The organism is Pseudanabaena sp. 'Roaring Creek' (assembly GCF_001402795.1).
Lineage (GTDB): Bacteria > Cyanobacteriota > Cyanobacteriia > Pseudanabaenales > Pseudanabaenaceae > Pseudanabaena.
Window position 1 is genome coordinate 1 of the sequence record NZ_LIRE01000142.1, and the last position, 11,141, is coordinate 11,141.

Annotated in this window: 8 protein-coding genes; 4 read left to right on the forward strand and 4 right to left on the reverse strand. The window is 43.7% G+C overall.

The window, feature by feature from the left end; genetic code table 11:
- Positions 1 to 267: 267 nt before the first annotated feature.
- Together AC805_RS04470 and AC805_RS04475 are read right to left on the reverse strand one after the other, a co-directional pair.
- Positions 268 to 1,761, reverse strand: a complete 1,494-nt coding sequence (locus AC805_RS04470) for an MBOAT family protein (protein WP_197278632.1) — start codon at positions 1,759 to 1,761, stop codon at positions 268 to 270.
- 2 nt (positions 1,762 to 1,763) lie between these two features.
- A complete protein-coding gene (locus AC805_RS04475) occupies positions 1,764 to 2,135 on the reverse strand; it encodes a DUF1830 domain-containing protein (RefSeq protein ID WP_055074301.1) in 372 nt (123 codons plus the stop codon).
- A 418-nt stretch (positions 2,136 to 2,553) separates the two neighbouring features.
- Between AC805_RS04475 and AC805_RS04480 the strand changes: the two genes are divergently transcribed.
- The 3 genes from AC805_RS04480 (at position 2,554) to AC805_RS04490 (ending at position 6,091) form a co-directional block, all read left to right on the forward strand.
- Positions 2,554 to 4,194 (forward strand): photosystem II high light acclimation radical SAM protein, encoded by a 1,641-nt coding sequence (locus AC805_RS04480; RefSeq protein WP_231662426.1) that lies wholly within the window; start codon positions 2,554 to 2,556, stop codon positions 4,192 to 4,194.
- Positions 4,195 to 4,314: 120 nt separating this feature from the next.
- Positions 4,315 to 4,896, forward strand: coding sequence for a Uma2 family endonuclease (locus tag AC805_RS04485; RefSeq protein WP_055074302.1), 582 nt, complete (start codon positions 4,315 to 4,317; stop codon positions 4,894 to 4,896).
- Between the two features lie 7 nt (positions 4,897 to 4,903).
- Positions 4,904 to 6,091 carry an Era-like GTP-binding protein gene (locus AC805_RS04490; RefSeq protein ID WP_055074303.1) on the forward strand — a complete coding sequence of 396 codons (1,188 nt, stop codon included), beginning with the start codon at positions 4,904 to 4,906 and terminating at the stop codon, positions 6,089 to 6,091.
- Here the strand turns inward: AC805_RS04490 and AC805_RS04495 are convergent.
- A complete protein-coding gene (locus tag AC805_RS04495; protein ID WP_082429400.1) occupies positions 6,075 to 7,382 on the reverse strand; it encodes an NAD-binding protein in 1,308 nt (435 codons plus the stop codon). The genes AC805_RS04490 and AC805_RS04495 overlap by 17 nt on opposite strands.
- A gap of 303 nt (positions 7,383 to 7,685) precedes the next feature.
- Between AC805_RS04495 and AC805_RS04500 the strand changes: the two genes are divergently transcribed.
- Positions 7,686 to 10,055 carry a PAS domain S-box protein gene (locus tag AC805_RS04500; RefSeq protein WP_055074305.1) on the forward strand — a complete coding sequence of 790 codons (2,370 nt, stop codon included), beginning with the start codon at positions 7,686 to 7,688 and terminating at the stop codon, positions 10,053 to 10,055.
- Between the two features lie 55 nt (positions 10,056 to 10,110).
- Here AC805_RS04500 and AC805_RS04505 read toward each other — a convergent pair whose 3' ends face one another.
- Complete coding sequence (locus AC805_RS04505) at positions 10,111 to 10,866, reverse strand: sterol desaturase family protein (protein WP_055074306.1); 756 nt, start codon at positions 10,864 to 10,866, stop codon at positions 10,111 to 10,113.
- Positions 10,867 to 11,141: the final 275 nt, after the last annotated feature.

The window sequence follows — 11,141 nt, forward strand, 5'->3', positions numbered from 1 at the left end:
TATAGTTGTTTTAAATAACTTGTAGACGGGCTTCGACTTCGCTCAGCCCTCGGTGTAAGCTAGCTGAGCGAAGTCGAAGCTGTAGTTTTTATTTGAATTATCTATAATCCCAATAAGAGAAGGTTGGCGCTTCGCGCCAACCTTCTCTTATACCAATTCACGAAAGTGTGACAACACTTTTGGGAATTGGTATTATGCTCGCTATAGAAAAAAGCAAACCCGAACAGAGAGATGCGGCGCTTCGCGCCGCATCTCTCTGTTTGCATGCTAAAAATCAAAGTAGATAAAGGGTAGTTTGTTGTCAGGGCTGAGAATACTAACGAGAAACAGACTAACGGGAACTAGAAATAATTTTACTTGCCAATGTAATTGCCACATAGCGCGATCGCATCGATAGGCGATTAGCGACAAAAATACGATCCCCCCCATTAATAGCGAGATCTGCCCCACCGTAATCCCAAGGGACTCCACATAGATTTTTACGCCAAACTGAGGATCGCTTTGATAGCCCCAGAGCCTTTGTAAAAACATATTTGTATCCGCTAAGTTTGGCAGACGAAAAGGAATCCATCCCAAAAAGACGACCAACTGTGTAATTGCGATCGCCAGAATTTGCATGGGCAATGGCTTCCAGATTTTATTTAATCCCTCAAATACCGAGCAAACCTCCATCCAGAGCCGATGTAACACTAGCGCCGCCCCATGCCAGAGTCCCCAAATAATAAAGCCCCAGTTTGCCCCATGCCAGATCCCGACCACTAACATAATAATCATCAAGTTGAGACAGGTGCGCCATAGTCCACCCCTAGAACCGCCAAGGGGAATATAGAGATAATTTCGCATCCATGCACCGAGGGTCATATGCCAACGTCGCCAAAAGTCGGAAATACTTGCCGAAAAATAGGGAAAATCGAAATTTTGCGGCAGCTTGAAACCTAATAACAGCGCACTACCCCTCGCCATATCGATATAGCCACTAAAGTCGCAGTAAATCTGAATCCCATAGGCAAATAGGGCAAGCCAAAGATCGATACTACCAGCGCGTTCTGTATTGCGAAAGGTAAGATCGACCAGTCTCGCCATATTGTCAGCAACGATGCCTTTTTTGATAGCGCCACAGGTAAAGAGCCAAACTCCTTCGACGATATCGGGTAAAACGGGTCGCGATCGCGTGACAAGTTGAGGCGCAAATTCTTGATATCGGGTGATTGGTCCCGACAGCAACTTGGCAAAAAACAACTTGTAAGCAGCAAAGTTCAGAAAATTCTTAGCAGGAGTATTCCCCCGATAGGTATCAATTAGATAGGCGATCAGCTCAAACACAAAAAAGCTGAGGGTAATCGGTGGCACAATGTTTGTCTTTGCCCAGATCGCCAGCGAACTTCCCGCAGGTAAACCCGTAATATTGCCGATCGCTGTCGCCACAAAAGGAATATATTTAAATCCAAACAGTAGCAGCACATTAAAAAATATCCCCACAAATAGCAGCCACTGCTTTAGGAATCGATCGCCTTTACGAATTTCTCTGCCCAACCAAAAGTTAATTGCCAGCATTACCAATAGCAGCCACACATACTGCCTTTGGATAAATGAGTAAAACAATAAACTTGCTGTCAAAATGACCAGCAAGCGAGCTTGCACGCTTGGTAAGAGCCAATAAACAATTGCTGTAACGATCAGGAATTGAGCGTAATCAAGGGAGAGAAAATCCATTTTTGCGCCAGTTACAAACTGAACAAAATGGAGGTAGAGAAAATCCATTGTTAGGAAACTACTTCAGGTTCGGGCAAAACAAGCAGCACCGACGGATTTTCAAGGGATTCAGCATCAATTGGATCGATTGATTTGATCGGAACCCAGCTTGGCAATGTCGAACTCGCTTCTTCTACCTGTAATTGGACACAGGGAATTGTATCTGAAAGTATGGAACTTGCCATCATGCCTGTATGAATCTCAACATGCGCCGAGGCGATCGCCTCAAAAATCAGATTTTGTCCTGGAAACACAACTCGCTCAAAATACCATTGCGGCACATTGGTAATTCTGGCAATTTGAATTTTGCTGGTGGCATTTACATAGGAGCAGACAATCTTTTCGTCGTGTAAATCAGCAGGTAACGGATCAAATATGGACATAGTGTTTTTTATATAAAGTTATTTAAGCAAAAATCAACAAGACTTTTGAAGATATAAGCTAACCGTAATTGGTCGCAAACCTAAAAATATTCTCAATTAACCCAAATAGACCCTGCCGATATGTTTGGAATTAACAAGGAGAATAATCTTGACATTTTGCCCATACATAAAGCTAACACTCAATAGGAATTAGCGATTGTAAACACTACTACCAACTACTAACTAGGCGATCGTCAATTTGATCCCCATCACCTTAACGAGATCCCGACCACAGAACTCGCAATAAAGTGAATATAATTAAGATATGTAAAGACTTAGCGGGTAATGCGCAACGATTTTCAAAGATAAAAATCGCCGCAGAAATCCGAAAAATAATAAAACTAAATAAGAAATAATTTAGATTCAGAGATAAAAATTAATGACAGGCATAAATTTTATAAAAAACAATGACGCGGAATTTAGGGATCGTAGGGATCACGATGGAGCGGCGAAAATACCTGTAGAGTGCGATCGCATTCTCTATATTCGCCTCCCCTGCAACCCTATTTTTCCGATTGGCGTAGTTTATTTATCCGATCACATTCATAAGGTCGCCCCTGCGGTGCAGCAAAGCATCTTCGATCTAGGCACTGTGCCACCGTTGGATTTTTACGCGGCATTAGATCGCGAGATCGATAGGTTTCAGCCCAATCTATTAGTTTTTTCATGGCGTGACATTCAGATCTATGCTCCCGTGGGCGGACGCGGTGGCAACCCCCTCCAGAATGCCTTTGAGTTTTACTATGCCAAAAATCCTTTCAAGAAATTGCGCGGAGCCGTAAATGGCTTACGCCTCTTTACCTCTTACTACACCGAGCTATGGCGCAATTCCCAGCTTATCAAACGGGGTTTAAGTCGCGCCCAGCGCTATCAACCCCAAGCCAGAGCCGTAATCGGCGGCGGCGCAGTCAGCGTTTTTTACGAGCAGCTAGGAAATTTCTTGCCCAAAGGCACAATTGTCTCCGTCGGCGAGGGCGAATCCTTACTAGAGCGATTGGTGCAGGGACGGGAAATCGCTAGCGATCGCTGCTATGTAGTGGGTGAAACCAAGCCCCGCGCAAGGCTCATCCACGAGCAGCCCGCACCGATCGAAAAAAGCGCTTGCAATTACGAATATATCGAATCGATTTGGGAAGATTTTAATTACTATTTTCGCGATCGTGACTTTTATATTGGCGTACAAACTAAGCGTGGCTGTCCTCATAACTGTTGTTACTGCATTTATACCGTCATTGAAGGCAAACAAGTCCGCATCAATCCCACCGATGAAGTCATCAAGGAAATGCAGGTTCTCTACGATCGCGGCGTTCGCAATTTCTGGTTTACCGATGCTCAGTTTATTCCCGCCAAGAAATTCATTGATGATGCCATTGAATTACTGGAAAAGATCAAGGCTTCAGGTATGACGGATATTCACTGGGCAGCCTATATTCGTGCGGACAATCTCACCCCCTATCTCTGTCAGTTAATGGTGGAGACGGGCATGAGTTATTTCGAGATCGGTATTACTAGCGGCTCCCAAGAATTAGTCCGCAAAATGCGTATGGGCTATAACCTCAAGTCCGTCTTGCAAAACTGCCGCGATCTTAAAGCAGCGGGTTTTAATGAGTTAGTATCGGTCAACTATTCCTTCAATGTCATCGATGAGACGTTAGAAACCGTTCGTCAAACGATCGCCTATCATCGCGAACTAGAAGCAATTTTTGGCGCTGACAAGGTGGAACCTGCGATCTTCTTTATCGGTTTACAGCCCCATACCCATTTAGAAGACTATGCTTTCAAAAATAACATCCTCAAAGAAGGCTATAACCCCATGAGCATGATGCCTTGGACAGCCAAGAAATTGCTGTGGAATCCCGAACCCCTCGGCTCCTTCTTTGGCGAAGTCTGTCTAGAGGCATGGAAGCGTGATGATGACGATTTTGGTCGTACCGTAATGAATATTCTCGAAGAACGGCTAGGACGCGCACCGTTAGAAGAAGCACTGGCTGCTCCGATGAAAGAGTTAGTCAATGTCTAGGTAGTCCTAAACCCAAAAGAGGGTTGCCGCGCTCCGCGCGGCAACCCTCTTTTGGGTTTTGATTTTGTTTTAACAAGAATGGCGGCAGCTATAATATGTAACCAGCATATGGAATAATTTATGGTTCAATCCGCTAGTCCCCAAGTCAAATTTCTCTCCTACGCAGAATACTATGCCTATGATGACGGCAGTGATAACCTCTACGAGTTGGAGGATGGAGAATTAGTTGCCATGCCACCCGAATCAATTTTTAACTCTGATGTATCAATGCGACTATTGTTTGCCTTAGGTAAATTTATCCCCTCCCATTTATTGAGATACAAAGAAATCTCCATTGAAGTAAGCGGTCGTCGAGCTAGGGTCAGAATTCCCGATCTCATCGTCTTAGGCGAAGAATGTCGGGCGGCGCTAGAAACTACGAGAAGAGGAACGATTACCCATGATATGCCCCCACCCTTAATGGTAGTTGAGGTAGTATCTGCTGGGCATGAGAATGAAGTTAGAGATTATCGCTTTAAGCGCTCTGAATATGCGGCTCGCGGGATTGCAGAATATTGGATTGTCGATCCTGCTCGTAATCAAATTACCCTTCTATCTTTAGTGGAAGGATTTTACGATCAAACGGTCTATACGGGGGATGGGACGATTAAAAGTATGGTCATTCCAGAAATTGAGATTAGTTTGAGTGATATTTTGGGCTAGATTTTTCATGCAAGATTATCCTCAACAAGTCCGCGATCGCCTAATTAATTACCGCCAGCTATTTCAAAAGGAATTAATCGAAACAGAACTATCGCAAATATCCACCCTTGAAGAGAAGTTAGATAAAACCACGATCGCGATCGCCGTTTTCGGTATGGTTTCACGGGGAAAGTCATCCATAGTTAATGCACTTCTAGGGCAAAAGCTGAGTGAAACGGGGGCGACCCATGGCATAACACAGGATATTGCCATATATACATGGAATGTTAGCAACAAAATTCAACTGCAATTAATGGATACGCAGGGCATTGATGAGGTTGGCGGTGAGGAAAGAGCAGCCATCGCCCTAGCGACCGCCAAGCAAGCAGATCTAATTTTGTTTACGATCGCTGGTGACATGACGAGGTTAGAACAAGAGGCGATCGCCAATCTGCAACAATTTTATAAGCCGATCTTGTTGGTATTTAATAAGGTGGATCTTTATCCCGATCGCGATCGACTTGCCATTCATCAATCATTACAAAGTTCTGAATTGCAAAAACTAATCTCGCCAGAGGAAATCATCTTGGTATCGGCAGAGCCGAAACCCGTCAAGGTGCGCGTTCAATATAGCGATGGGCGTAGTCAAGAGATTTGGGAACCGACATTTCCCGATATTCAAGACTTAAAGCTGAGAATCCTCGATCTATTAAATAGGGAAGGGAAAGAACTCTTAGCGGTGAATGTATTGCTGTCGCTTTTAGAGATTCAAAACTCCGTTACCCAGCGCCATTTAGCGAAATTACGCAGTGCCACAGCGATCGCGGCGGCAATATTCGTCACTGAAGCGATCGGCGCATTGATATCACCTTTTCCTTGGCTAGATGGAGCGATTAGTTTCGGACTTGATGGATTGTTAGCCCTGTGGGCGATCGGCAAATATCCTACGCAAAGGAATTATGTGTGGCTCATGGCAATCGTCGCGATCGCTTGTGGTACTGGTGGGCTTGGCATTCAGAATGAAATAGCAAGATATATCCAAATTTTGGGCGTGGGATTGAGCATACATTTACTATTTCAAGGATTGATAAACGATATAGACCACAGCCGTGCCTCTGGCAGGTGGGGAGCGAAAAATCTCATCGCGGATATCCTCCGCCATGTCTCCTCAGGTTCGATATTGCAGCGATTCCATCACTTCAGTGAATTGGGATAAACCAATTCCTGAGCTTTTCCTGTTGGGACTTTTCCTGTTGAGAAGTATGGCGATGGATTTTTGACCATTGCTCGGTTAGCTGCAACTCTTGTAAAACCTCGATGTTCTGGATTTTGATTTTCCCTTGCATCGCCATAGCGATCGCTTTGATCGCTAATTTTGCTCGCTCCCCATACATACTCGCCCCCAAAATTTTTCCTTGGCGATCGCAGATAATTTTGCATATACCCATATTTTCATTGGCACTTTCTAAAACATAGGTAGAACGCCCCAAATTTTTCGCTGCGGATTCCGTGAGCCCGATTTGGGAGATTGGCGGCATGGAAGGTACATGGATCGTAGCAGGAACTTCCGATCTAGCGGGCAAGTGCCAAGGATGAGTTCGCAAGCATTGGTAGAGGATCTGGGCAATATCTTGTTCGCGATGACATTGATAGATATAGCTTTCGTGGGGAATATACCAAGTCCTTGGGGCAATAGGAACGAGCAGTCGATCGCATTCCAGCGTGGTATTACCTAGCCAAATCCGCGAGCGATCAAACTGGATTTTACTTACCGCCGTCACTCTGGCATTGGTATAAATCTCAATTCCTTCTGCTTCGAGCTGTGCTTGCAATGTCCGCGCGATCGCCACATCGATGGAGGGCAAGATCGGGCTGCGATCCGCGAGTAAATAGGTTTTTACGCCGATAAAATTCAAGTTTTGGGCGATCGCACAGGCATAGACATCGTTACCTAAAACCGCGATCGAGTTGGGTAGATTTTCTAAATGCAGTAGTTTGCTTGCGGTTAAGTAATCACCATCGGCAAGTCCAAAAATTTTACTTAACGGTGTGGGCGGATCGTCAGCGATCGCATAGGTTCGGGAAGTCAAACGCCGTTGAGAGATCCGATCGGTGGCGAAAGTATCGAACTCAGTTACTTCTAAACCATAGAAATTGGATGATTTACGATCAAATTTGCATGTCCCAATAATTACATCAACACCTTTTGTTTGCACCATATCCCATAAATCATCTGGGCAAACATCCTGTAAAGCCTGCTTAATTTGTCGGGGAAATAGGCTTAATTTCTCAGCCGTAGAATGCGCAAATATCCTACTTTTTAATAGTTGCAAAATATCCAGAATCTGAACGATATTTAGATCGGTTAGATCGTGACTATGGCGATCGCAGATCCATGCAACTCTAGCTCCACTTTGGGCAGCAAGACAAACTAATTTGAGGGCATAAGCCCCCATACCGATCGCTACGAGGTCATAATCGAAAGCCATTCTAGGTAATTCCTCCATAAGCTAGCATTTATAGTTGCATCATCATGCAATATATCGTAGTGCAATATCCAGTGCTTGACATTGCGATCGAAATCAGAGGTTTTTTGCAAGGTTTTAGAAAATGCAAATAATCTCTAAAGAAGCCCTAATTCCTCCGTTTACCCATAGATATTGCTATAGATATGCGGGAAAATATTTATAGGAATACCTATAGGAATATCTATAAAAATCTTTTAGGCTTATTATAGATATCTTAACGACCTTAGCAATCGCTATATAATAGGGAGGGGGAATATTTCTCATTAACTTAAAATCAAACCAATGCTATTAGAAAAAAGCATTTACCTCGATCTAGCCATCGATCGCGATCCGCTTATAATTTCCCCCGAAAAATCGGTATGGGAAGCGATCGGTATCCTAAATCGGCTAATTGATGCGGTTGAATCTGCCGATCGTTCCTGCGATCGTCGCCTACTAGAAGCAAGGACAAGCTGCATTTTGATAGTTGATGGCGAGCGATTAATGGGAGTTTTTTCCCAACAAGATGTATTGCGTTTAGTGGAAAAACAAGTTGATTTCGCCAAGTTACCCATCGCCGCAGTTCTGGCAACTGAAACTCCCAGCATGAGAGAGTCCCAAGTACGCGATCTAGAATCAATCCTCGATCTCCTCGAACGGAAGCATTGCCGTCACCTACCCATCCTTGATGATAGCGATCGCCCGATCGGAGTAGCAACCCTAGAGAGGGTTCTTTTTGCCAAAAACAAACTAACTGAAGATTTCTTAACCAACGTGGAATCTCAGAAAAGAGCGGTTCTCACCGCCATCCCCGATCTAATTTATCGCGTGAGTGTTGATGGCATCTATCTAGAATGTTTCTCTAGTAACTATGTCGCCGATCTGTTCGCTTCCGATTTCGATCCCATTGGCAAACATTTTTTAGAGGTTCTCCCCATCGATTTAGCCCATCGGAAGTTAACAGCGATCCAACAGGTAATCTCTACAGGCGAAATCCAAACCTTCGAGCAGCAATGGTTGATTAACGGCAAAGTCCAGTATGAAGAAGTACAGATCGTGCCCGTCAACGATCGCGAGGTGCTGACTATCATTCGCAATATTAGCGATCGCAAACAAGCAGAAGAAGCATTGCGCGAATCGGAAATGCGCTTTAGAAGTGTTTTTGACAATGCGGCAGTAGGTATCTCACTGGCTGCCCCCAACGGAAAGCATATTGCGGTCAACCAATCCCTATGCCATATGCTGGGATATTCTGAGAGCGAATTACAGGCTTTAACCTTTCAAGAGATTACCCATCCCGACGATCTCAAAATTGACCTCTTTCATTATCAAAAATTACTTGCTAATGAGATCGATAGCTTCCACATTGAAAAGCGCTTTCGCCACCAAAGTGGGCAATTTATTTGGGGATTATTGAGTGTTTCGATAGTTCGCGACGCGCAGGATCGACCGATGTACGATATCGCCCTGATTCAAAATATCAACGAACTGAAAATGACGCAACAGGCTCTCCATAGACTCAATCAAGAGTTAGAACTGAGAATCGAAGAGCGTACTGCCGATCTCGCTGAAAGCGAGACTCGCAAAAGGGAAATACTCAATGCTATTCCCGATCTATTGCTCCGTCTCAAAACAGACGGAACCTGTCTAGATTGCATCATGCCGCATATCCCCGACAAGGAAGCATTTATCCCGATTAAACATCATATTTCTGAAGTCTTGGCTCCTGATATTATTGCCAACCAATCCAAAGCCTCCCAATTGGCGATCGCTACGGGAGAAGTCCAAATCTATGAACATAAGCTCCAAAAGCATAACGAATGGGTCTATGAAGAGGTACGAATTAGCCCCTGTGGCAACGACGAAGTCCTAGTTTTAGTGAGAAATATTACCGATCGCAAACGCGCCGAAGCCGCACTCCAGTTAAGTAATGAAAGACTAACTGCGACAAACAGAGAACTCGAACGGCTCACACGCCTTAAGGATGAATTTTTAGCCGCCATGAGTCATGAGTTACGTACCCCCCTCAATGCAATCTTAGGAATTTCCGAAGGATTAATTGAAAAAGCCTTTGGCGAACTCAACCAACGCCAACAGGGATCGCTCAAGACCATCCAAAAAAGCGGACAACATCTTTTAGAACTAATCAACGATATTCTCGATGTTGCAAAGATCGAATCGGGAATGTTTACCCTCGAACTGCGATCGGTTTCTGTCCGAGACCTATGCGAAAGCAGCCTTAGCTTTGTCAAACATCAAGCTGCTCAAAAAAATATTCAACTAAATCTCGAAATCGATACCAATGTCCCCAAAGTGATTGTCATAGATGAACGGAGAATGAGGCAGTTACTCATCAACCTATTGAGTAATGCCGTGAAATTTACCCCCAAGAATGGCAAGGTGTTGCTAAAGACAAAGCTAACCCATAACGAACTTTATTTCTCGGTATCCGATAATGGAATCGGGATCCCGCAGGAAGATCTAAATAGGCTATTTCAACCCTTTGTACAGATTGATAGTAGCCTGAGTCGCCAATATTCTGGTACGGGGTTGGGTTTAAATTTAGTCAAGAAACTTGCCGAGCTGCATGGTGGACAAGTCAATGTTAAGAGCAAGGTGGGTGAAGGCAGTTGTTTTACAGTCAGTTTACCCTATGAAGATATTAACAGCTAAAAAATGAAGATAGTATTTGTTTGGATAGCGACGCTAAGGCAGCCCATCCTTCCCTCTAGCTCCCTCCCCTAAAAGGATATAGTAACTGCTGCCAATAGGTTGATGGAACTATTTCCGTAACTCCATAGGTTTTTGGCATTTGTTTTTGAGGTAGATAGTAAGTACCAAACATGAAATCGATAATTGGGAATCCAGAAAAATTCTTATCGCGAGCTTCTAGGTCGTTACTGTGATGCCAGTGATGAAACTCTGGTGTGGCAATAATGTTATTGATAATTGGGAAACGGATTTTAGTATTTGCATGGTTTAAAATCGGTAAGATGGCATTAAATATAAGAAAGCCTCCAAAGGTTTCCTTAGTGAATCCCAAAAAAAACAGAGGAATGCCCACAGCGATGTTAACAACGATCGCCTCAATGGGATGTAATCTTGCCGAAGCCAGCCAATCAAGCTCCGCACTACTATGATGGATGGCATGAAATCGCCACAACCAAGGCAATGTATGCGATAAGCGATGTATTACATAAAATGCGAGTTGGGCAATAAAAAAAGCTTCAGCAAATTGCAAAAAAGCAGGTTGATTTCTAACCGCTAATTGAAGTGAAGGTGAAATTGCTCCCCGAAAAAACACGTATAAGAATATAGCGATTAGAAACGTACCAATATTAACCAAAATGTGATTGAGGAAAAAATGGATAACATCAGTTATCCATCCTTGGCGAAATCGCTTTTGCTTTGGACGCAATGGAAATAGCCATTCAAGTATGCCGAATAAGCACCAAAGCACTAAAAAAGTGATGATAAATTTCATGGCAATAGATTAACGATCTTGAGGACATAAAATAACGCAAGTCAATTGTTTTGATTCTTTCGTTTTTCCGTCCTTTTAATTGTGCCCAGTTACCAATTAAAAATTATCCGAAGTATCGAATTAAAGTTAAATACCAGCCTGCTATCGCGATCGCTAATATAGCAACGTAAGGTTTAATTAGGACATAAACCCCTAAAGATGAGTGGCGGCGCTTTGCACCGCCACTCATCTTTAGGGGTTTGATTTGTCCTCACTATCTATTACGTTGCTAATAC